The 21,615-nt window shown below is 67.5% G+C and carries 18 protein-coding genes; 12 read left to right on the top strand and 6 right to left on the bottom strand.

All coding sequences use genetic code 11. The features are described from left to right. Positions 1-276 precede the first annotated feature (276 nt). The 4 genes from U9978_RS19290 to folE all read left to right on the top strand — a co-directional run bounded on the left by U9978_RS19290 (position 277) and on the right by folE (position 6,526). Positions 277-1,413, top strand: a complete 1,137-nt coding sequence (locus U9978_RS19290; protein WP_322762536.1) for a zinc-dependent metalloprotease — start codon at positions 277-279, stop codon at positions 1,411-1,413. Positions 1,414-1,510: 97 nt separating this feature from the next. Beyond that, entirely contained in the window at positions 1,511-3,286 is a 1,776-nt protein-coding gene (gene hpt / locus U9978_RS19285) for a hypoxanthine phosphoribosyltransferase (RefSeq protein ID WP_322762535.1), read from the top strand. Positions 3,287-3,599: 313 nt separating this feature from the next. Then, entirely contained in the window at positions 3,600-5,771 is a 2,172-nt protein-coding gene (gene ftsH / locus U9978_RS19280) for an ATP-dependent zinc metalloprotease FtsH (RefSeq protein ID WP_322762534.1), read from the top strand. An 86-nt stretch (positions 5,772-5,857) separates the two neighbouring features. Then, positions 5,858-6,526 (top strand): GTP cyclohydrolase I FolE, encoded by a 669-nt coding sequence (folE, locus tag U9978_RS19275; RefSeq protein ID WP_322762545.1) that lies wholly within the window; start codon positions 5,858-5,860, stop codon positions 6,524-6,526. Between the two features lie 6 nt (positions 6,527-6,532). Here folE and glsA read toward each other — a convergent pair whose 3' ends face one another. The 3 genes from glsA to U9978_RS19260 form a co-directional block, all read right to left on the bottom strand. Continuing rightward, the gene (gene glsA, locus U9978_RS19270) at positions 6,533-8,416 is read right to left on the bottom strand and encodes a glutaminase A (protein ID WP_322762533.1); all 1,884 of its coding nucleotides are present in this window, start codon (positions 8,414-8,416) and stop codon (positions 6,533-6,535) included. A gap of 92 nt (positions 8,417-8,508) precedes the next feature. Next, positions 8,509-9,354 (bottom strand): ATP phosphoribosyltransferase, encoded by an 846-nt coding sequence (gene hisG / locus U9978_RS19265; protein ID WP_322762544.1) that lies wholly within the window; start codon positions 9,352-9,354, stop codon positions 8,509-8,511. 51 nt (positions 9,355-9,405) lie between these two features. Further along, positions 9,406-9,669: a phosphoribosyl-ATP diphosphatase gene (locus tag U9978_RS19260; protein WP_322762532.1), complete on the bottom strand. Its 264-nt coding sequence runs from the start codon at positions 9,667-9,669 to the stop codon at positions 9,406-9,408. Between the two features lie 343 nt (positions 9,670-10,012). On the opposite strand from U9978_RS19260, the gene U9978_RS19255 reads away from it, so the two are divergent. From U9978_RS19255 to U9978_RS19245, 3 genes are all read left to right on the top strand, one after another. Next, positions 10,013-10,813: a Cof-type HAD-IIB family hydrolase gene (locus U9978_RS19255; RefSeq protein WP_322762531.1), complete on the top strand. Its 801-nt coding sequence runs from the start codon at positions 10,013-10,015 to the stop codon at positions 10,811-10,813. Between the two features lie 82 nt (positions 10,814-10,895). Then, on the top strand, positions 10,896-12,509 hold the full coding sequence (locus tag U9978_RS19250; protein WP_322762530.1) for a TldD/PmbA family protein: 1,614 nt from the start codon (positions 10,896-10,898) through the stop codon (positions 12,507-12,509). 29 nt (positions 12,510-12,538) lie between these two features. Further along, a complete protein-coding gene (locus tag U9978_RS19245) occupies positions 12,539-14,008 on the top strand; it encodes a metallopeptidase TldD-related protein (RefSeq protein ID WP_322762543.1) in 1,470 nt (489 codons plus the stop codon). Between the two features lie 123 nt (positions 14,009-14,131). On the opposite strand, the gene U9978_RS19240 is transcribed toward U9978_RS19245, so the two are convergent. The 3 genes from U9978_RS19240 to U9978_RS19230 form a co-directional block, all read right to left on the bottom strand. Continuing rightward, positions 14,132-14,713, bottom strand: coding sequence for a bacterial proteasome activator family protein (locus tag U9978_RS19240; protein ID WP_322762529.1), 582 nt, complete (start codon positions 14,711-14,713; stop codon positions 14,132-14,134). Between the two features lie 85 nt (positions 14,714-14,798). Beyond that, on the bottom strand, positions 14,799-15,812 hold the full coding sequence (locus U9978_RS19235) for an NAD(P)H-quinone oxidoreductase (protein WP_416211047.1): 1,014 nt from the start codon (positions 15,810-15,812) through the stop codon (positions 14,799-14,801). A gap of 49 nt (positions 15,813-15,861) precedes the next feature. Continuing rightward, the gene (locus tag U9978_RS19230) at positions 15,862-16,611 is read right to left on the bottom strand and encodes a DUF1778 domain-containing protein (protein WP_322762527.1); all 750 of its coding nucleotides are present in this window, start codon (positions 16,609-16,611) and stop codon (positions 15,862-15,864) included. Between the two features lie 169 nt (positions 16,612-16,780). Between U9978_RS19230 and U9978_RS19225 the strand changes: the two genes are divergently transcribed. From U9978_RS19225 to U9978_RS19205, 5 genes are all read left to right on the top strand, one after another. Further along, a complete protein-coding gene (locus U9978_RS19225) occupies positions 16,781-17,788 on the top strand; it encodes a S1C family serine protease (protein ID WP_322762526.1) in 1,008 nt (335 codons plus the stop codon). A gap of 665 nt (positions 17,789-18,453) precedes the next feature. Beyond that, positions 18,454-19,224, top strand: coding sequence for a SigE family RNA polymerase sigma factor (locus tag U9978_RS19220; RefSeq protein WP_322762525.1), 771 nt, complete (start codon positions 18,454-18,456; stop codon positions 19,222-19,224). Between the two features lie 599 nt (positions 19,225-19,823). Then, complete coding sequence (locus U9978_RS19215) at positions 19,824-20,429, top strand: hypothetical protein (protein WP_322762524.1); 606 nt, start codon at positions 19,824-19,826, stop codon at positions 20,427-20,429. Positions 20,430-20,692: 263 nt separating this feature from the next. Then, positions 20,693-21,109, top strand: coding sequence for a hypothetical protein (locus U9978_RS19210; protein WP_322762523.1), 417 nt, complete (start codon positions 20,693-20,695; stop codon positions 21,107-21,109). Beyond that, on the top strand, positions 21,106-21,522 hold the full coding sequence (locus tag U9978_RS19205; RefSeq protein WP_322762522.1) for a DUF3817 domain-containing protein: 417 nt from the start codon (positions 21,106-21,108) through the stop codon (positions 21,520-21,522). Before U9978_RS19210 ends, U9978_RS19205 begins: the two co-directional genes overlap by 4 nt. The last annotated feature ends 93 nt before the right edge of the window (positions 21,523-21,615 follow it).

Below are 21,615 nucleotides of genomic sequence, written 5' to 3'. Positions count from 1 at the left end.
GGCGGCCGTCGCGCTCGAGTCCTGCGGCTGCTAAGAGCGCCCGGCAATAGGGACGTGGATCAAGGAGCGGAGCTGGGGTGCGTGCATCGCGAGGCGGAGGAGGGAGACACCGGAGGTGTCGGGTGGCGACCGACGACAACACAGCGAGGTGCGTACCCCGGCCCCGCGACGCCGCGTCCCCTATTGCCGGTCGCTCTAAGTGCCCCCCACCGATGACAGGAACGCGCGGGCGACAATGCCTGTCATCGGTGGGGGGCGGGACATAGGCTGGCGGATGTGGACGCCGAGCTAGTCGACTGGGATCTCGCGGTAACGACAGCGCGGCGGCTTGTCCGGCCTGGCCCGCCCGTGGCCCGCTCCGAAGCGGACACGGTGGTTGCGGAGCTGCGACGGCTCGCCGCCGAGGCGGAAGGCCATGTCCAGGCGTACACCAGGCTGGAACCGGCTGGTCCGCCGACACCGATCGCCGTGGTGGACCGGCCGGAATGGGTCCGGTCGAATGTCGCCGGCCTGCGGGTGGTGAGCGAACCGCTGCTCGACAAGCTCGCGGACCGCGATCGAGGCAAGTTGTCCACCGCTGTCGGGCGCCGGGTCACCGGGGTGCAGCTCGGCACGGCACTGGCCTACCTCGCAGGCAAGGTTCTCGGCCAGTACGAGGTCTTCCTCCCCCCCGATGAAACCGATACACCCGGCGGAACCGGCACACCCGGTGAAACCGGCACGGCGGGACACCTGGGACGCCCAGGACGCCTCAGCCTGGTCGCACCGAACATCGCCCATGCCGAACAGGCGCTGGCCGTCAACCCGCACGACTTCCGGTTGTGGGTCTGCCTGCATGAACAGACCCATCGCATCCAGTTCACCGCCGTCCCGTGGCTACGGACGCATCTGGAGGGCGAGATCGCCTCCTTCATCGAGGCGACCGACCTCGACCCGGACGTCCTCGCAGAACGGGTGCGATCGGCGGTCTCCGCGCTGCGTGGCGCCGTCCTCGACCGTGGGCCGAACGCACCAAGCATCGTCGAGGCGTTGCAGACACCCGCCCAACGGCAGGTCCTGGATCGGCTACAGGCACTGATGACCCTGTTGGAGGGGCACGCCGACCAGGTCATGGACGCGGTCGGCCCCAAGGTCGTCCCGACCGTCGCCGAGATCCGGTCACGCTTCGACAACCGCCGCGGTGGCGGTTCACCGATCGACCGCTTTGTCCGCCGCCTACTCGGACTTGACCTCAAGCTGCTGCAGTACCGGCAAGGTGGCGCCTTTGTCCGGGCTGTCGTCGCCGAGGCGGGGGTCGACGCGTTCAACCTGGTCTGGGAATCTCCCGAGACGTTGCCGACCCGGTCGGAGCTGGTCGATCCAGGCGCCTGGATGCAACGTGTGCTGGGCTCGCGCCCCTCGATATCGGCATAGTGCGTGATCGGTATAGCGTGTGCCTACCCTGGGCAGCACAGCCATCCCGCCACCGGTACCGGTACCGGTGCCTGAACGTCATGCGGGAGTAGCCGGCATGCCCGAACGCAGGGCCGCTGCCGAGGTCCGGGTCGCGCTCCGCCGCTCGATCGCCGACCTGCCCCCGGGCAGCCTGGTGCTCGCGGCCTGCTCCGGCGGTTCGGACTCACTGGCGCTGGCTGCCGCGCTCGCGTTCCTCGCACCTCGCCGGGCGCTGCGCGGCGGGCTGCTGACCGTCGACCACGGTTGGTACGAGGGTTCCGCAGCCCATGCGGACACAGTGGCCGCGCAGGGACGAGAGCTCGGCCTCGACCCCGTCGAGGTCCTGCCGGCGCGCTCACCCCGTTCGGAGGGAGCCGCCCGCGATGCCCGAAGATCCGCTCTGACCTGCGCCGCCGAGCGCCTGGGCGCGAGCGCCGTGCTGCTCGGCCATACGCTCGACGACCAAGCCGAGACGGTGCTGCTGCGGCTCGCCCGCGGCTCCGGCGCCCGCACGTTGGCGGGCATGCCGCGCTGCGACGACCTGTTCCGGCGCCCGCTACTGGACATTCGCAGGTCGGTGGTCCGCAGCGCCTGCCTCGCCGACGGGCTCACCCCGTGGGATGACCCGACCAACGCTGACGAGGCGTTCGCGCGGGCCCGGGTCCGCCACCGGGCACTGCCGGTTCTGGAAGACACCCTCGGCCCGGGTATCGCCGAGGCTCTCGCCCGCACCGCCGATCTGTTGCGGGCGGACAATGAGGCCCTCGACGCCGACGCGGCGGTTGTCTACGACCAGCTGGCCCGCCCGGCCGACCCGGCCGGTGCACCGGACCGCATCGACCTGGACCTTGCCGGCCTCGCGGGGCTCAGCGCCGCGCTTCGGGGCCGGGTGATGCGGCGGGCGGCACGTGCGCTCGGAAGCGCACCGACCGGGCTGCGAGCCGACCACATCCGGGCCATGGACGAACTGGTGACGAGATGGCGCGGGCAGAAGCCGGTCCCGCTGCCCTCAGGTGTCACCGCGACGCGCGCGGATGGCAGGATCTCGGTATCGCGACCTCCGGGGTTCGCGACCTGCGGATTCGAGGCCTCCGGCCGGGGCGATGGATGCCCTCGACCGGTGCCTGTGACGCCCGGGTCGGGAACCCGGCCAGACACCCCCACGCCCGCCGCTGACGGTGGCGAGCCGCGTGGAGACACCAGGGAGGCTCACGTGACCACTGCGCACACGGTGCCCGACCGGTCCGGGTCCGACCGGACCGGGCCAACCGGCGCCGGAGCGGAGGATCGGCCGCGGGCCAGCCCGCATCCAGACATCGCCGAGGTCCTTGTCAGCACCAACGAGATCGCCACCAGGATCAGAGAACTGGCAGCGCTGGTCGATGCCGACTACGCCGGTCGCGAGGTGCTGCTCGTCGGTGTCCTCAAGGGCGCGGTGATGGTGATGGCGGACCTGTCCCGGCTGCTGACTGTGCCGCTGACCATGGAGTTCATGGCCGTCTCGTCGTACGGCTCAGCGACGTCGTCCTCAGGCGTGGTGCGCATCCTCAAGGACCTCGACCGCCCCATCGAGGGTAAGGATGTCCTGGTCGTCGAGGACATCATCGACTCGGGCCTGACCCTGTCGTGGCTGCTGCGCTACCTGCGGTCGCGCGGACCGGCATCCGTGGAGGTGCTCGCACTGCTACGCAAGCCGGCGGCGCTGGCCGTCGACATCGACATACAGTACGTCGGCTTCGACATACCGAGCGCCTTCGTCGTCGGCTACGGTCTCGACTACGCCGAGCGTTACCGCACGCTGCCATATGTCGGAACGCTGACCCAGGAGGCGATCGACCGCGGCGCCCGGTGAGAGCGTCCTGCGGGCGGACCGGTGCCGGCGGTTTCGCTGCGTCGGATGGGCGCCGCCGGCTGAGCGAAAAGATCCAGAACACTGCACATCGGGGGACCACACTGATCACCACGTGCTCTGACGGCTACGAACCTGTTCGACGAATCACCCATTCGGGGCACCGAGGTGGAACAGGACGCTTCCGTTGCCCGTTGCTCGGATGTACGCGCGGTAAGACGCGGGTACCGGCGGTACCCTCGGCACAAGGGAATCCCGAACGAGGGCGGCACACACGTCAGGAGGGTGGAGCGCGCGTGTCCAGCGCTCCAGGCAGATGACTCCAAGAAGAATCTTCCGCGGCTGGGTGCCTCTCGCGCTCCTGGCCCTGTTCGTGATCATTCTCATGACCGGGGTGTTGTCGGGTTCAAGCGAGTACACCAAAAGTGACCTGAACGCCATCCAGCAAAAGATCGAATCGGGCCAGGTCGGCAGCGCCACGATCCAGGACTCGAAGCAGCGCATCGAGATCAAGATGAAGGACGGCTCCAAGTACGAGTCGTCCTATGTCACCAACCAGGCAACCGATCTCGCCGCCAAGCTCCACGAGAAGGGGGTCGCCTACGAGGTCAAGGTCGATCAGGGCAACATCTTCCTGTCGTGGGTGCTGAACCTGCTTCCCGTGCTGCTGATCGTGGTTCTGCTGCTCTTCTTCATGAACCAGATGCAGGGTGGCGGCAACCGGGTCATGAACTTCGGCAAGTCCAAAGCCAAGCTCGTCAACAAGGACACACCGAAGACGACCTTCGTCGATGTCGCGGGTGCCGACGAGGCGATCGAGGAACTCCAGGAGATAAAGGAGTTCCTGGAGAACCCGGGCAAGTTCCAGGCGATGGGCGCCAAGATCCCCAAAGGCGTGCTGCTGTACGGGCCGCCTGGGACCGGCAAGACGCTGCTGGCCCGAGCGGTCGCGGGTGAGGCCGGCGTGCCGTTCTACTCGATCTCCGGCTCGGACTTCGTCGAGATGTTCGTGGGTGTCGGCGCAAGCCGCGTGCGGGACCTGTTCGAGCAGGCCAAGGCCAACGCACCAGCGATCATTTTCGTGGACGAGATCGACGCGGTGGGTCGCCACCGCGGTGCCGGTCTCGGCGGTGGCCACGACGAACGGGAGCAGACCCTCAACCAGCTCCTGGTCGAGATGGACGGGTTCGACGTCAAGGGCGGCGTCATTCTCATCGCGGCGACGAACCGACCCGACATCCTGGACCCGGCGCTGCTACGCCCGGGACGGTTCGACCGGCAGATCGTCGTCGACCGCCCCGACCTGCTCGGCCGCGAGGCGATTCTGAAGGTGCACGCCAAGGGCAAGCCGATGGAGCCCGACGTCGACATGTTGATCATTGCGCGACGTACCCCGGGGTTCACCGGTGCAGACCTGGCGAATGTGCTCAACGAGGCTGCGCTGCTCACGGCCCGGTCCGACCAGAAGTTCATCTCCTCGGCCCTGTTGGAAGAGTCGATCGACCGGGTGATGGCCGGGCCGGAACGCAAGAACCGGGTCATGAGCGACAAGGAGAAGAAACGGATTGCCTACCACGAAGGTGGGCACGCTCTCGTCGGACACGCCCTGCCGAACAGCGACCCCGTCCACAAGATCACGATTCTGCCCCGTGGCCGGGCGCTCGGTTACACCATGCAGCTGCCGCTCGAGGACCGTTACCTGCGTACCCGATCGGAGATGTTGGACGAGCTCGCGATGTTCCTGGGCGGGCGGACCGCCGAGGAACTCGTCTTCCACGAGCCGACCACAGGTGCCAGCGACGACATCGAAAAGGCGACGAAGATCGCCCGAGCCATGGTCACCCAGTTCGGCATGAGCGACAAGCTCGGGGCACTGAAATTCGGCGGTGAGAGCAACGAGGTGTTCCTCGGGCGCGACGTGGGCCACCAGCGCGACTATTCCGAGCAGGTCGCCGCAGAAATCGACGCGGAGGTTCGCCACCTGATCGAGTCAGCGCACGACGAGGCATGGGAGATCCTCGTTCAGTACCGGGACGTACTGGACAGCCTTGTTCTGCGACTCATGGATGTCGAAACGCTCGGCAAGAACGATGTTCTGGAGATCTTCGCGACAGTCCAGAAGCGGCCCAACCGCGGCTCGTACACGGGCGTGGGTAAGCGCCTGCCATCCGACCAGCCGCCGGTCATGACCCCGGCCGAGCTGGGGCTGGCCAAGCCCAGCGACGTCACGGATCTGGTACCCAACGCGACCGCCGGTCAAGGCGGCCGGGCCAATGGTGCGACGCACGGCAACGGCAGCGGCCTGCCGGGGGCCACCGGGAATGGGTCCGGCTCCGGTCAGGTTCCTTCCGATGACCACACCACGGCGACGGAGCAGAATACGGGCGGCGGAACGGCACCCACGGAGCCGACGTCGGCCGCACCGAAGATGTCCAACCCTTGGGCACCGCCGACGCTACCGAACGACGACGACAGGGGACGCCGTTGACGACCGATTACGGTCTCGCACCCACCGGGTACACGTCTTCGGCTCCTGGCGATGTTCCTGCGGACGTTCCTGCGGACGTCGCCGGGATCGGCGCCGACGGCAACGTTCCCGGCGACGGTAAGGGTCCTGCCGGTAGCAACGATGCGTCCGAGCGGGCGCGGCCCGATCTGGGGCCGCGGGCGGTCCGCCCCTTCGACCACGACCGGGTGGCTCGTGCTGTCCGCGAGCTTCTGATCGGCATCGGGGAAGACCCGGATCGGGAAGGCCTGCGCAAGACCCCGGAGCGGGTCGCGCGGGCCTATCAGGAAGCGGTGGAGGGCCTCAGCCGGGACCCGTCCGAGGTTCTCACCACCGTCTTCGACGAAGGTCACGAAGAGATGGTGCTCGTTCGCGACATCGACTTCACATCGTTGTGCGAACACCATCTGGTCGCGTTCGCAGGCAAGGCGCATGTCGCCTACATCCCGAACGAAGCCGGGCAGATCACCGGGCTGTCGAAACTGGCGAGGCTCGTCGACCTGTACTCGCGGCGCCCGCAGGTGCAGGAACGGCTCACCACCCAGATCGCCGACGCGCTGGAACGGGCGCTGTCACCCCGTGGGGTCATGATCGTGCTCGAGGCCGAACATCTGTGCATGTCCATGCGCGGAGTCCGTAAGCCCGGCGCCCGTACGGTCACCTCAGCCGTGCGCGGGCAGTTCCTGAGCACCGCGACCCGCAGCGAGGGAATGTCGTTGATCCTCAGTCACCGCTGACGACGGTCAGTCCTGCATCGACTGGATCTCCCTGTCGGCCCGCCGAAGCCGGGCCGACAGGCTCCGTGCGATCGCCCGGTAGATCGCGTCGCAGATGCGTGGGTTGCTCCAGCGCAGTTCTTCGAACGCGGCCACGGAGAGCATCTCGCACTCGGTCGGCTCCGCCACCGTGATGCGGGTGGAGCGCAACCCGCCGTCGACAAGTGCCAGCTCGCCGAAGGCGGCTCCGGCCGGCACGGTGTTGAGGCGGAGCCACCGCCCTGCCTTTCCCGCCCGGACCTCGGCGTTGACCAGGCCGCGGGTCACGAAGTAGATGGCATCGGCCGGGTCACCCGCATCGAAGATTACGTCTCCAAGCGCGTAGGACCGGCTGCTGGTGAGCGATCGGACGACCGCGACCTCATCGCCCGCCAACTCAGCAAGCAGCTCCTGCCTGGCGAACGGGACCCGGACGGTAGGTGGGAGCGTGCTGAGGTCAGCCCGCATCAGCAGAGCCTCCTCACACCACTCGAGCGCGATCTCAAGATCTGGAAGTCGCTCGGTGGTCCAGTCCGAGCGCATCAGCCCGGCGACGGCCGGGAGCGCCCGCGGGTCGGCGAACAGGGTCGTGACCTGGCGCTCGGCAAGATCTGCCAACAACACACGGAGCAGGCTGGCAGCCGGCTCGTCGATCGCGGCGACCCGCCGCAGGTCGAACACGATCCACGAAATGCCATCAAGATGATCAACTACTGTCCGTATCAGGCGTTCCGTGCTCGCGAATGCAAGATCACCCTGAAGCTCGTACACGACGAACGCCGCGCCCGACCGGGCAAGAACCTCCCTGTCCCGTTCCGGCCGGACCCGCTTGGAGCTGACCGTGTCCCCGCGGTAGGTGATGCGGACAGGATGCGCCGGCTGGCCCCCCGGACGCAGCAGGTGCAGGGCGAAACGCTCGGACATCTCGCGACAGGCGAGAACCCCACGGACGCTGTTGCCCTTGTGGTCCAGGGGCGGACTGTAGAGGCCGACACCCAGCTGGCCCGGCAGAACCGCGCAGATCCCTCCTGCAACGCCGCTCTTGGCCGGCAACCCGACCCGCAACAACCACTCGCCAGCGTGGTCATACATACCGCAGGTGCCCATGACCGCGAGAACGCTCCCCACGTCCGCATCGGACACGACCCGCTGCTTCGTCAGTGGGTTGACGCCACCGAGAGCGAGTGTCGCCGCCATGATGGCCAGGTCGGAAGCAGTCACGAGGATGGCGCACTGCCGGAAGTAGATGGAGCAGACCTCATCGACCGATCCCTGTAATGCTCCGGCGTTGCGCATCAGGTAGGCGATGGCGCGGTTGCGGTCACCGGTGGCCTGCTCGGACGCGAAGACCTGTTCGTCCACGTCGAGCTCGCGGCCGGCGAACGCCGAGAGTCCCTGACGAATTCGCTCGAAGCGCTCGGCTGGATCCCGTCCGTCGATCAGGCTCGCGGTGAGAATCGCTCCCGCGTTGATCATCGGGTTCAACGGCCGGCCGGTACCGGCTTCGAGCGTGATGGCGTTGAAGGCGTCCCCGGTGGGCTCGACCCCGACCCTGCGGAGGACGTCGTCAAAGCCACGATCATGCAGAGCGAGGGCGTAGACGAACGGCTTGGAAACCGACTGGATCGTGAACGGCACGATACTGTCGCCCACGCTGTAGCTGTGGCCGTCCATTGTTGTCATGGCAATCCCGAAGGCATCCGGGTCGGCATGCGCAAGCTGCGGGATATAGGTGGCAACCGCTCCGCCGCGATTATCGCGGAACCTACCGTGCAGCTCGCCGAGTAGTCGTTCGATCGGCCCGCCGGGCGGCGTCCCCGCTCCAACCGGTGCGGTAGCGTGCTCAGAGCGCGGCGCAGGAGCCTCGTTCACTCTGCGCTCCCGTCTCCCTTCCGACCTGCCTGGCACACGATACTGTTCCCGCTTTCCGGATGCAGCTGGTCGCCTGAAACACCGTCGTGCCGCTACAGGCGGCAGGCTCGGATCGAGGAGACGATGATGCCCCGGGCGCCGATCTCCCACAGATCATCCATCACCCGATTCACCTCGGCGTGGAGCACCATGGCGCGCACGGCCACCCAATCCTCACGTTGCAACGGTGAAATCGTCGGCGACTCGTAACCCGGGGTAATCTCGCACGCCTTTTCCAGCACTGAATTGGGAACGTCGTAGTCCATGATCACATAACGTCGAGCGACCAGGACGCCCTGAATACGACGCAACAGGCGCTCGTGGGCGGGGACGAGATCCAGCCCCTTCTTCACGATGACAACCGCCTCGGAACGCAGCACCGGCTCACCCACCAGGGCCAGGCCGTGAGCGCGCAATGTGCGCCCGGTCTCCACCACGTCCGCGATGACATCGGCCACCCCGAGCCGGACGGCCGTCTCCACCGCGCCGTCGAGTTTCACGATGTGGGCGTCGATGCCGCGCTCGGCCAGGTCGGCCGCGACCAGGCCGGGGAACGACGTTGCTATGCGCGTCCCGGCCAGGCCGGCAATGCCGTCCAACGCGCCGAGCGGAGCGGCATAGTGAAAGGTGGAGAACCCGAACCCGAGCGGCAGCAGTTCGTCAGCAGCGACACCACTGTCGATAAGGAGGTCACGGCCGGTGATGCCGATGTCAAGGTGACCCGCCCCGACGTAGACGGCGATGTCGCGAGGCCGGAGGAAGAAGAACTCGATATCGTTCTCAGTGTCGGCGATGACCAGTTCCGCCGATTCTCGATGCGCCCGGTAACCGGCGTCGACGAGCAACTGACCGGATGCCGTGGCCAGTGCCCCTTTGTTGGGCACCGCGAGTCGAAGCATCATCGCCCCCGTGTCACAGTTTGGCACCGAATGCACACAGAACGCCCGTCATCACAGCTTCGAGTATACATCCGCGGGAGTAAGACCCGCGGAAATCATCACCAGCTGGCTCCAGTACAACAGCTGCGACAACTCCTCCGCGACCCGCTCGGAGCCCTCGTACTCGGCCGCCATCCAGGTTTCGGCCGCCTCTTCGAGAAGTTTCTTCCCGATATGGTGAATCCCTTTTTCCAGAGCATCGACACTACCGGATCCAGGGGTTCGTTCGCGCCATTTTCCGGCCAGCTCCAGATACAGTTCATCGTACGTTTTCATCGTTGCCGAAATCCGTCCTTCCCGCCGGTCGCAAAAATGATCATCCTGGCCGCTGGAAGGATCCGTCCGCCGCCCGGAGGCCCCGAGAGGTCTCAAGAGGCCCAGCACCCGGGAAGCCTCGTTCGGCCGGCCACACACACATCGGCGCACACATCGGCGCACACATCGGCACGGACCATGCGCATAGTAACGCACGGCCGCCGCCGGCGGGTGGTACCCCACGCAGAGACACCTCGGGAGACACCATGGAGTCCGGCCGACCTACCGCCACGCGAGCTACGTGCCCCAGCCCCGCTCCTCGATCCACGCCCCTATTGCCGAGCGTTCCAATGCGGTTTACTCAATGATTGTGTTCCGTCCCTCCCTCGTCGCCACCGACCTCGACGGGACACTGATCCGATCGGACGGGTCGGTCTCCGCTCGCACCCGGGCGGCGCTGCGCCGGGTCGAGGATGCCGGCGCGCTCGTGGTGTTCGTCACCGGCCGGCCGACGCGGGTGATGGCCGAGATCGTGGCCCAGACCGGCGCGTCCGGCCTGGCGATCTGCGCCAACGGCGCGCTCGTCTACAACCTGGACAACAACTCGACGGTCACGCATCGCGCCCTGGACACCACCACCGCGCTGTGGCTGACCGCTGAAATCCGAGCTCTCGTGCCCGATGCCGTCTTTGCGGTGGAAAGCGGCAGCCATTTCGGGCGGGAACCAACCTTCATCACGATGTGGCCCGATCCGCACGAATGCGTCGGTCACATCACCGAACTTCTCATGGCGATGCCGGCGACAAAACTGCTCGTCCGGCGGGAGCTGCACGGGATCACCCTGGCCGACGCGTATGTCGCGATCGCGCGGATCGCCGGATCGGCGGCCGTGGTCACCACATCGAGTCACGATCTCGTCGAAATCGCCGGAGCGGGTATCTCCAAGGGAGTCGCCCTGGCAGAGATCGCTGCACAGTACGACATATCCGCGCAACGCACGATCGCCTTCGGTGACATGCCGAACGATCTGCCGATGTTCGCCTGGGCCGGGCACGCCGTCGCGGTCGCCAACGCCCACCCGGACGTCCTCGCGGCAGCTGACGAAATCACCGCCTCAAACGACGCCGACGGCGTGGCACACGTCATCGAGCGCCTCTTCCCCTGACCCGTCCTACAGAAGGCGGACGTCAACACCGTCCGACCCGCCCATCGAGGCAGATCATTTCTTCAGAGGCAAGGATGAGGTCATGGCCACATCTGCCACCACCTCGACGGGGGGCGCCGACATCGGCCGCACCGGGCACGGCGGCCCGGACGCGCCCGACACGCGGCCCCACGACATCGATCCCGAGTTCCTGACCCTGCCCCACGCGGCGCTCGCGGACGCCGCCCTGCAGACCGCCCGCGACTGTGGGGCGACCCACGCCGACATCCGCATCGAACGGACCCGCGACGCATCCTTGTCGTTCCGCGACGGCGGTCTGGAGAGCCGCGGCGACGGCCAGTCGGTCGGTTTCGCCGTCCGGGTCGTTCACGACGGGACGTGGGGGTTCGCCGCCGGCGTCGACCTCACCGTCGACGAGGCAGTCCGGGTGACCAGGCAAGCCGTCGAGCTCGCGCAGGTGGCACGGCCGCTCAACAGCGAGCCGGTGGAGCTGGCCGATGAACCCGTCTACACCGACGCGGTGTGGGTGTCGGCCTACGCGGTCGACCCGTTCACGATCGAAACCGCCGAGAAGATCGAACGGGTCGGCGGGCTGTGCCGCACGCTGATGGCAGCCAGGGATGTCGACCATGTCGACGGCACGCTCGGGCAGGTGATGGAGAACAAGTTCTACGCGGACCTGGCCGGGACGACCACCACCCAGCAACGGGTCAGGGTGATCTGCCAGTTCGAGGCGACCCGGGTCGACCGCGTCGCCGGCGGCTTCGAGACCATGCGCACGATCGCACCCCCGGTCGGCCGCGGCTGGGAATGGCTGGTGGCGGGTCCGGCCGCGGGCTGCTGGGACTGGGACGGCGAGATCGCGCTCATCCCGTCTCTGCTGGCGGAGAAGGCGCAGGCATCCTCGGTGGAGCCGGGCCGCTATGACCTGGTGATCGATCCGTCCAACCTGTGGTTGACCATCCACGAGTCGGTCGGGCACGCCACCGAACTCGACCGCGCGCTGGGTTACGAAGCCGCCTACGCGGGCACATCGTTCGCAACCCTGGACACAATCAGGTCGCTGTGCTATGGATCCCCCGCCATGCACGTCACCGGCGACCGCACCGCCCCGCACGGCCTGGCGACGATCGGCTACGACGACGAGGGCGTGCAAGCCGGGCAGTGGGACATCGTCCGCGCCGGAACGCTGGTCGGGTACCAGCTCGACCGCAGGATGGCCGCTCAGAACGCCGTCGCGCTCGGCGTGCAGCGTTCCAACGGCTGTGCGTTCGCGGACTCCCCCGGCCACGTGCCGATCCAGCGGATGGCCAACGTGTCGCTCCAGCCTGCCCCAGGCGGGCCAGCCACCGAAGAACTGATCTCCCGGGTAGAGCGCGGAATCTACGTCGTCGGTGACAAGAGCTGGTCGATCGACATGCAGCGGTACAACTTCCAGTTCACCGGCCAGCGGTTCTACGAGATCCGCGGCGGCCGGCTCGTCGGGCAGCTGCGCGACGTCGCATACCAGGCGACCACCACCGATTTCTGGGGGTCCCTGGAGGCCGTGGGCGGCGAGGCGACCTATGTTCTGGGCGGTGCGTTCAACTGCGGCAAGGGCCAGCCCGGCCAGGTTGCCCCGGTGAGCCACGGTTGTCCATCCGTGCTGTTGCGGGGCGTGAACATCCTCAACACCCAGCGAGAGGCAGGCCGGTGAGCGCGATACAGCCCCACGAGGTCGTCGAGATGGCGCTGGCATCATCACGGGCCGACGGCGCCGTGGTGATCGCCGGCGAGTCGAGCACGGTGAACCTCCGGTGGGCCAACAACACCCTGACCACCAACGGCGCGGCCCGGGACCGGTCCGTCACCGTGATCAGCGTGGTCGGCCACGCGTTCGGGGTCCGCTCCGCGAGCAGTGTCTCGGATGCCGACGACCTGGCGAAGCTGCTGCGCCTGTCCGAGGCCGACGCCCGCGAGGCTGAAGACGCCGACGACTACGCCGAGCTACTCGGCCCCGACGCCGAGGTCACCATGGCGCACATGGGCGGCGGGACAGCGGTAGCGGCCGCGCACGCAGTAGCGCAGACAACCTTCGCGGACCCCGCGCAACGCACCAGCACCGGCGTGTTCGCCGAATTCGCCCGCGATCTCGGCGACGCCTTCGATGCCGCACGGGCCGACGAGCGCCGCCTGTTCGGTTTCGCCCAGCATGAACTGACCACCACATGGCTCGGCACCTCCGCGGGGCTCCGGCTACGGCACAGCCAGCCGTCCGGCTCCGTGGAATGGAACGCCAAGAACGCCACGCCCGGCGGCTCGGTGTGGCACGGCCAGTCCACGCACGACTTCACCGACGTGTCCGTGCCGGACACCGACGCGCTCCTGCGCCGACGTCTGGCCTGGGCTACGCGCTCGGTGGAACTGCCGGCCGGCCGCTACGAGACGTTGCTGCCGCCGTCCGCCGTTGCGGACCTGCTCACCTACGCCTACTGGTCGGCCGCTGGCCGCGACGCCGCCGAAGGACGCACCGTCTTCAGCCGGGCCGGCGGGGGCACCAGAATCGGTGCGACGCTCGGCCCGCCCGGCCTGCACCTGTTCAGCGACCCGTTCGACCCGGAGCTCTCCGCGACCCCGTTCGTGATCGCGGCCTCCTCGTCGGCGACATCCAGCGTGTTCGACAACGGGCTGCCACTGCGACGCACCGACTGGATCACGGATGGCAAGCTGGCCGCGCTGGTCCAGACCCGTGCGTCGACTCGCGGTAGCACCCTGGAGGGCCAACGGGCGCGCGACGATCGTCAGATCGCGCGCCCGCAGGCCGCAGGCCCCGGAGCAGTCGCGGTGACCCCGTTCGTCGACAACCTGACCCTCGACGGCGGCGGGACGGCATCCCTGGACGAGATGATCGCGAATACGTCTCGTGGGCTGCTGCTGACCTGCCTGTGGTACATCCGCGAGGTCGACCCGCAGATCCTCCTGCTCACCGGGCTCACCCGTGACGGCGTCTACCTGATCGAGGACGGCGAGATCGTCGGTGCGGTGAACAACTTCCGCTTCAACGAGAGTCCGGTGGACCTGTTGGGTCGGCTCACCGAGGTGGGGACGACGGTCCGGACGCTTCCCCGCGAGTGGGCGGACTGGTTCACTCTCGCGCGGATGCCGGCGGTGCGCGTCCCCGACTTCAACATGAGCTCGGTCAGTCCCGCCAGCTGACCCGGCCCGGCCGCCCGGCCGCGCGAAAAAACCATAATCGCGCGGCCTTTGGCCTACTACACGCCCACGCCCTCAGGGCCTCCGGCCGCGCGAAAAAACCATAATCGCGCGGCCTTTGGCCTACTACAGATAGGCGCCGCGACCGAACTGTTCACCGGACTGGGAACCGCTTGGCAGCGCCCGCCGCCGCATCTCCTCCAGCTGTGCCCGCGCGGCCATCTGCTGGGCGAACAGCGCCGTCTGGATGCCGTGGAAGAGCCCCTCGAGCCAGCCGACGAGCTGGGCCTGGGCGATCCGCAGCTCGGCGTCGCTCGGGGTCTGCGTCTCGTCGAACGGAAGAGTGAGACGGCCCAGCTCGCTCTGAAGCTCAGGGGCCAGCCCGTCGGAGAGCTCTTTGATCGAATTGCGGTGGATCTCCCGGAGGCGGAGCCGGCTCGCCTCGTCCAGTGGTGCCGCCCGCACCTCCTCCAACAGCTGTTTGATCATCGAGCCGATCCGCATCACCTTGTCCGGCTGGGAAACCATCTCGGTGAGCGTGTTCGACTGGTCCCCTTCGCCATCCGTGACGTGGGACGCGTCAATGCCGCCGTCAATGCCACCGCCGATGGCGCCGGGCACGATCCGCGGGCGAGCACCCGACGAATCGGTGTCCACAGCACCGTCCGGTCCGACGATCACGACCCGCGGGTCCGGTTGATCTGCCATGGGTCCATCCTGCCTGGTCGCGCCGAAGGGCATGCGGGCAGGATGGATGCGGTCCCGATCCGATCACTTTCGGCGACATGCCGCATCACGTCAAGGACGCGCTGTAATCAGGATTCACCACAAGCAGGACCTTGCCCACATGCCCGAGGTTCTCGACATGCCGGTGCGCGTCGGCGACCCGCTCGACCGGGAGCACCCCATCGACGACCGGCCGGATCGTGCCGGCCTCGACCGCCGGCCAGAACCGCTCACGAACAGCGGCCACGATCGCGGCCTTCTGCGCGTCCGGCCGGCCACGCAACGACACCGCGTGTACGCCGCCCCGCTTCGCCAGCAGCGTCCCGAGGTTCAGTTCGCCCTTCCGTCCGCCCTGGAGGCCGATCACGACGATCCGCCCCTCGACGGCCAGCGCGTCAACGTTGCGCGCCAGATAGGAACCACCCATGTTGTCAAGAATGACGTCCGCTCCGCGACCGGCGGTGACCTCTTTCACACGGGCGACGAAATCGTCGTCCCGGTAGGAGATAGCACAATCAGCTCCGAGTTCGCGGACCCGTGCCAGCTTCGCCAAGCTGCCCGCGGTGGTGACGATCGTCACCGACGGTCGAAGCGCCCGCACCGCCTGGATCGCGAACGTACCGATCCCCGATGCTCCGCCGTGCACGAGGAAGACCTCGCCGTCACTCAGACCGGCCAGCCCGAACACCGTCGAGTAGACAGTGGCGGCGACCTCGGGCAGCCCGGCGGCCTCGACCAGCGAGACGCCCGCCGGCACCGCAAGCACCTGGGTGGCGGGCACGTTGACCCTGGTCGCATACCCGCCGCCGGACAGCAGCGCACAGACCTCGTCGCCGACCCGCCACGCGGTCACACCGTCGCCGACCGCCGCGACCAGGCCGGAGCACTCCAGCCCGAGCACCGGCGAAGCGCCCGGCGGCGGCGGATAGAAACCCTGTCGTTGCAGCAGGTCGGCCCGGTTGACCGCGGAGGCGACCACATCGATGGCCACCTCGCCCGGACTGGGGGAAGGCAGATCGGCCACCTCCGCCCACGACATGACCTCCGGACCGCCCGCCGACGTCACTGTCACCGCATACACAGCTGCACGGTATCCGCACGGCCCTGCCGACACCGTGACGGCACCCTGTCTAAGCTGCAATCGCCAGACGCAGATCGTGGACACGTAGCAACAGATGGTAGGGGTCCGACGGCCACTCGGAGAAGATCCCTAGGTTCCGGCACCACTCCCGAGCCGAGGCGTCCTCGACATGGATGATGAGGATGGGCGTCCGGGCCGGCCCCGCCGCGTATGCGACCTGCCGTAGGGCATCGGCCACAAGCGCCCGGCCGACGCCGCGATGGCGATCCGTAAGGTCGACGCCGACCCTGGCAATGATCAGCACCGGAGTCTCCCCGCCGTCGCCTGCGAGGCTACCGCTGGACAGCGCATAGTAACCGGCAACATCATCTCCAGACCCCCGCCGGACGACCCGAACCCGGTTACGCCCGCTCTGGGCGGCAATGAGAGCCTGCTCCCGCAACCAGGTCGTCGTCGGCAACGATCCGCAGTCGAAGGCCGAACGGGAATGGTAGGACGCCAAGGTTTCGACGCCGCTGTACCCGTGAACGCCGATCCCCGGCCCGGCTGTTGCAAGGAGGCTTTCCAGCCCTGCCGGCAGTCGCGCGGGCTCAGCCATCAACCTCCTGACGTCAGCCTCCTGCTCGGCCGAAAGGCAGAAGAGGCGACGGTCCGCCAGGATGTCGGTCGCCGCTCGGGTGGCGTGAGCGATCACAAAGGCGGTGATCGGAATACCCGCCGCGTCACTGGCCGCGGCCAGCAGGCGCCATGCCGGCCCGTCTTCGCCGGTACCGACAGGATCGATGTTCACCATCGACATCCGTGAACCTCCAACATCCCATGACATTACCCTACGAAGAAGAATACGATACCCACAGTAATATGCGACGGGTCGCCGCGTCCCTATTGCCGGGCGCTCTCAGCACGTTCTCACGCGTTCGTTGGTCGGGCTTCACGAATGACTCAGATCGCGGCGGGACCGTGGCACCATGGATGCCACTCGGCTAGGCGACAGCTCGGTTTCGACGCTTCCGCCACCGGCCCGCACGCCACCACCGCTGCGCTCGCCCCTCTCACTCGCACCGCCGCCCGCGTTCCCGCCGGAGTACCCGCCGGAGTACCCAGCCGCGTTCCCGCCGGCGGACACTGCCCTCGGGCGCGACAAGCCGGCATCGTCCGCACGCCGCCGCCTGGCTCTGGGTCTGATGGCGCTGAGCCTGGCAACGGCGAGCGCCGGCGCCGCGGTGGGCGCCGCCGTCACGACCATCGGCGAATGGTCCCCGGCCGTCAGCGCCGCCGCAGCCACATCAGGATCGGCGGCCGGGGCCAGCGCGTCGAACACGATCGGCGCCGCCGCCATGAAGATCGAACCCAGTGTGGTCACGCTCGAGGTCATCGGCCGCCAGGCATCAGCCGTCGGATCAGGAGTGGTGATCCGTGCCGACGGCTACATCCTCACGAACAACCACGTGATCGCCGGCGGTGGGACGATCAGCGTCCGAATGCGGGACGGTACCCGGTACGTCGCAACGCTCATCGGGCAGAACACCACCGCCGACCTTGCTGTCATCAAGATCAACACAACCGGACTGATCCCGGCGACGTTCGCGGACTCCGCGCAGGTACGGGTGGGCGATCAGGTTGTCGCCGTGGGAAGTCCACTCGGGTTGTCCGACACCGTGACCGCCGGCGTGGTCTCGGCCCTCGGTCGTCAGGTCGACATCAGCGCCAACACCGCCGCCACGAACGGCGCCGTGAGATACCAGGCGATCCAGACCGATGCCGCGCTCAACCCTGGCAACTCGGGCGGCGCGCTGGTCAACTCAGCCGGCGAACTGATCGGCATCACGTCGTCCATCGCAACGACGAACGGCGGGACGGGCGCCTCTCCGGGCCGGCAACAGTCCGAGTCCGGCAACATCGGCGTCGGCTTCGCCATCACCGCCAACCAGGCCCGCCAGGTCGCAGACCAGATCATCACCGCAGCAGACCGCTGACAGGAAGTGATCCGACGACGGCACGACGGCACGACGGTCATGAGCCAGGAGCCAGGAGCACGCCGAAGGAGTCATCCGGGGGAAGGAAGGCCGGTTCAGGTTCGGGCTCGGCCGGGGCAGGCTCGGTGTAGGGCGATGGTTCGCGCGGAGCGGGAGGGAGATCCGGACTATCCGGAAGCAACGGGCCCGGGTCGTCCGGAATGGGAACGTCCGGGTCAAGCGGCGGCGGCGTGCTGGGTTGGTGGGGACGAACGGCCAGCTGGAGTCGGACGCTCGGCGCGCCCGGCCATGCACACACCCCAGCCCCGCTCCGTGATCCGCATCCCCTATTGCCGGGCGCTCTCAGGCGCGACGCAACCATATGCGCGGGGATACCCGGACCAATGGAGACCGGAAACATCATCGCAACGATCCGATATTGATCATGAAGCTACCCGCCGCACATTCCGAGCAGGCCCATGACGCCGGCAGTTGCATATAACATCCCGCAAGATCCGATCTTGCTATCAGATGACCGAATTATGCCAACCAGGCCGAGACCTCGCGCTGGCGGTCGGACATACTTCGACTACATTACCTGCGGTACTGCGCTTCGATGATCGCCTGGTCCTTGCCAGACCGCCGGGAGCGCGTCGGCCATCGGACGAGCTACGGGAGCACGCCGGTTGGAACGGGACGACTACACCGATGGCGACGAATCCGCCGGTCCACCAACGGCGACTTCGGCAACCGCGATCAGTACCGGCGGCGCAGCCCATCCGGATGCCGAGGAGTCCGGCTTCCCGGACGCTCCGCGGGCAGAAGCGGAGTTCCACGCCTTCTTCGAGCAGCATCATCGCCAGCTCGCACGGCTCGCCTACCTGCTGACCAGCGACCACGACGCCGCTGATGACATCACGGCCGACGCCTTCACCGCTGCCTGGCGACACTGGGGCAGAGTGCGTCGGGTTGACAACCCGTTGGCGTATATGCGCCGTACCGTCGCGAACATGGCAACCAGCCGGCTGCGACGAATCATGCGTGAGCGGCGTGGCCTGGGCATGCTCGGTAACATGGCCGAGACCCACTGCGTCGACGCCGACGTGCCAGCCATCGTCGACGTCCGGGCTGCGCTGATGTCACTTCCGGCCCGCAAACGGGAATGCGTGGTGCTCCGTTACGCATTCGATCTGTCGGAGCACGAGACCGCTCGCACACTGGGCATATCCGTCGGCACGGTCAAGAGCCAGACGTCCAAGGGCGCGGGCGAGCTGGAACGACTTCTGGAGACAAGCGTGCGCGACACCGACCGGTGGACGTCGTCCCCACCTGCAGCAGCGGCTTCGGCTTCGGCTTCGGCACAATCAAAGAAGAAATCAGGTGCACGAAAGGGACTACCGCGCCCGCGGCGGGAGGCTGACCCATCGGCGCGATTGCGCGGAGGAGAGGCCACGTGACAGGCGCCCACCGCGGATACGGTCGTAGTCGCCGCCGCGCCGACCGCGCTCAGGTGGACGCCGCATCATGGCTGCCGGCCGCATTGGCCGACGTGGCGTTCACCCATGAGCCGGACACCGCCAGGATCCGCAAGCGCATGGCCGGCGCAGCTGGCGAAACGTCCTCGTCAGACACTGACGGCCGCGGGTCCCACCACATTCTGCGAAGCACCGACGACTCCTCGCCACCAACCGGCCGATGGTCGAGGTCGGACCGCTGCGGGTGGCTGTCTCGCCGCCGTCCAGCAGTGATCGCCGTTGGGATGGCCACCGGCGTACTGAGCATCACCGCGATCACCGTGATCGGCGTACGGGCGATCCCACCGCGGGACGAACGCCAGGCCATCACAGCCGTGGCGGCACCGGTTCAGTCAACCTCGGCGTCGCCCCGACCCCCAACCACGCCGCCGCCCCCCACGGCTTCACCCCCGGGCGGGCAACAGCAGACCGCCCCGGCATCGGCACCATCCGCCACGACCACAGCAACGGTCACGACCCCGCGGACCGGCATATCGCCATCAATTAGTACGACACCATTGCTTCAACTTACCCAGATGACTATGCCGACACAACGAATTGTTCTTCCATTGCCGAATGTCATGGACTGGGTACTCTATGGACCCGGCGCTGGTGGCGCCGTCCGCGAACGAGCGCGTGCTGACCTCGGCAACCCCGCCATCGGCCAGCTCGGCATCGTCGGGGCCACCCCGACAGCGGTGACCGGCATGAACGGCCGTTTCGACTGGAGCGGTGGCAGGCCGCAGGCGACCGGTAAGGACTACATCGATCGTCTCGCCGTACCGGCTTCCGGTGAAATCAGGCTGACCATCTCGCTGACCACCGGTGTGGACGGTCATCTGGACCTTTATCTCGGCACCATCGGGGTGCGCGGCATGATCCGGACCGATCTCGACGGACAAGCCGGTCCTGCCATGGCACTGGCACCACCCCAACCGGGCCGGTGGGTCGACGCGGTCGTTCGGATCAACTTCCGAGGAATCGCCGGCCCACATACTCTGGCGGTCACGGTGTCAACCGCGGACGGGTCCGGCCAGCCTGCTCAGGGCTTTCAGCGCGGCGGCAGCGGCGGCACCTCACCCTGGCAACCAGCGGCCACCTCGACAGGACAGATCTCACTTGCCGCGGCGATACTGATCAACAGTTAGAGCCCCCTCCGGGCTACAGCTCCCTCAGACCACCGGCCAGTAAAAATCTGATGACGTAAAGAGACGCTCCGGGTGCGGCAACCATGCAGCCGGCTGGAACGACTGGACATATGAATGTACGGGCGGGTCGCCTCCGTCGAGATCCTCGTGATCGACCGGGGCGCTGTCTCGCATGTTCCGGCCTGCTCGTTCCTCGCTAACCCCCCCCAGCCGGGGCGGGCAGGCCGCCCACCGGGTACGGACCGGAGAGTAGCGTCACGGACGTGCGCCGAGTCCTCTTCTCACCTTCATGGCTGCTGCGCCACGCACTCGCGCTCTTCCTGATCGGCCTGTTCGCCAGACTCGGCTGGTGGCAGTGGGAGAAGGGGCAGTCTACCCGCGGTACTCTGCAGAACCTTTTCTACGGAGTAGAATGGCCGATCTTTGCCGCGGCCGTGCTCTTCGGCTGGTGGCAGATGGTACGTGAGGAACGTCACCCGACACGGGCGCGCGAAGCCGTGCCGCGAAGCGCCCCCCCGCTGGGAGCGGACGACCTACCTGGCGAGCACCTTGACAAGATCAATATTAACGACATCGACGAAATCGACGACGAGGAGGGCGAGGCGGAGTTGGCCTCGTACAACCGCTATCTTGCCGCGCTACACGAGCGGGACGCGTCCTCGGAATCGGGGACGAGGTGACCACCCCAGCCGATGACGCGACGTTGGATCCCACCCGGCCTGCGCCTGCGCTGCCCGCGCCAACCGCCGGGACCGGCCGCAACAGCGAACAGGCGATCCGTGCGGCGCTGCTGCGGTTCCGGGTGATCGCGTATGTGGTGGGCATCGGTCTGATCACACTCGTGCTGATAGGCATGCCGCTGAAGTACCTGGCGGACACTCCAGCGGTGGCCGAAACCGTGGGCCCGCTGCACGGCTTCCTATTCATGATCTACCTGACCCTGACTGTGGACCTGGCATCGCGCTGCCGGTTTCGCCCCGCCCACACTCTTTCGATCATGATTGCGGGAACTGTGCCGTTCCTGTCGTTCGTAGCGGAGCGGAAGGTCAGCCGTCACGTACTTGGTGCACGGCGCCACAGCCAGGTGAGTTGACCCTGCCTATCTGCCTATCTGCCCGCCCGCCTGCCGGCCCGCCCAGGTGGGTGGGTGGGTGGGCAACCGATGACGCCGGACGCGCTCAGGAAC

It is taken from the genome of Protofrankia sp. Cr2, from assembly GCF_963555885.1.
Taxonomy (GTDB): Bacteria; Actinomycetota; Actinomycetes; order Frankiales; family Frankiaceae; genus Protofrankia.
The sequence above is the reverse complement of the archived record's forward strand: the minus strand, read 5'-3'. Positions and strand labels throughout refer to the sequence as shown.

Excerpts from the sequence above, each read along its gene's own strand:
- U9978_RS19260 (WP_322762532.1), bottom strand. The coding sequence starts at position 9,669 with ATGAAAACGTACGATGAACTGTATCTGGAGCTGGCCGGAAAATGGCGC.
- U9978_RS19245 (WP_322762543.1), top strand. The coding sequence starts at position 12,539 with ATGGCGCTGGCATCATCACGGGCCGACGGCGCCGTGGTGATCGCCGGC.
- U9978_RS19225 (WP_322762526.1), top strand. The coding sequence starts at position 16,781 with ATGGATGCCACTCGGCTAGGCGACAGCTCGGTTTCGACGCTTCCGCCA.
- U9978_RS19215 (WP_322762524.1), top strand. The coding sequence starts at position 19,824 with ATGCCGACACAACGAATTGTTCTTCCATTGCCGAATGTCATGGACTGG.
- U9978_RS19240 (WP_322762529.1), bottom strand. The coding sequence starts at position 14,713 with ATGGCAGATCAACCGGACCCGCGGGTCGTGATCGTCGGACCGGACGGT.
- ftsH (WP_322762534.1), top strand. The coding sequence starts at position 3,600 with ATGACTCCAAGAAGAATCTTCCGCGGCTGGGTGCCTCTCGCGCTCCTG.
- hpt (WP_322762535.1), top strand. The coding sequence starts at position 1,511 with ATGCCCGAACGCAGGGCCGCTGCCGAGGTCCGGGTCGCGCTCCGCCGC.
- U9978_RS19255 (WP_322762531.1), top strand. The coding sequence starts at position 10,013 with ATGATTGTGTTCCGTCCCTCCCTCGTCGCCACCGACCTCGACGGGACA.
- hisG (WP_322762544.1), bottom strand. The coding sequence starts at position 9,354 with ATGCTTCGACTCGCGGTGCCCAACAAAGGGGCACTGGCCACGGCATCC.
- U9978_RS19230 (WP_322762527.1), bottom strand. The coding sequence starts at position 16,611 with ATGTCGATGGTGAACATCGATCCTGTCGGTACCGGCGAAGACGGGCCG.
- U9978_RS19250 (WP_322762530.1), top strand. The coding sequence starts at position 10,896 with ATGGCCACATCTGCCACCACCTCGACGGGGGGCGCCGACATCGGCCGC.